1 protein-coding gene is annotated in these 271 nt (G+C 57.6%); it reads right to left on the reverse strand.

What is annotated here, in order from left to right; genetic code table 11:
* Window positions 1-58 precede the first annotated feature (58 nt).
* A partial coding sequence (locus ACY9Z2_RS19040) for a hypothetical protein (RefSeq protein ID WP_463611248.1) occupies window positions 59-271 on the reverse strand: 213 nt, incomplete at its 5' end.

Raw genomic sequence — 271 nt, forward strand, 5'->3', positions numbered from 1 at the left:
GGGCAGGGGTTACGACGAGAACGCAGCACGCAGCCAGATGAACGAATTTCTGCAACAGCTAAGCCCGGCCGAGCTTGTTCAGTATCGGCTGCTGAAAAGCCACATCGAACTGAATCGGCGTATCAATATGCGCCGCCAGAAGCCTGGCCGGTGAATGAAGCAAGGGCGCAGGCATGACCGCCGCGCCGGGGAAGCGACATGGGCTGTCGGCAAATAAAAACGGCACATGAATGTGCCGTTTGTATGTGGTGGAGCGGAGGAGGATCGAACT

The organism is Virgibacillus sp. GM2-2 (genome assembly GCF_055329585.1).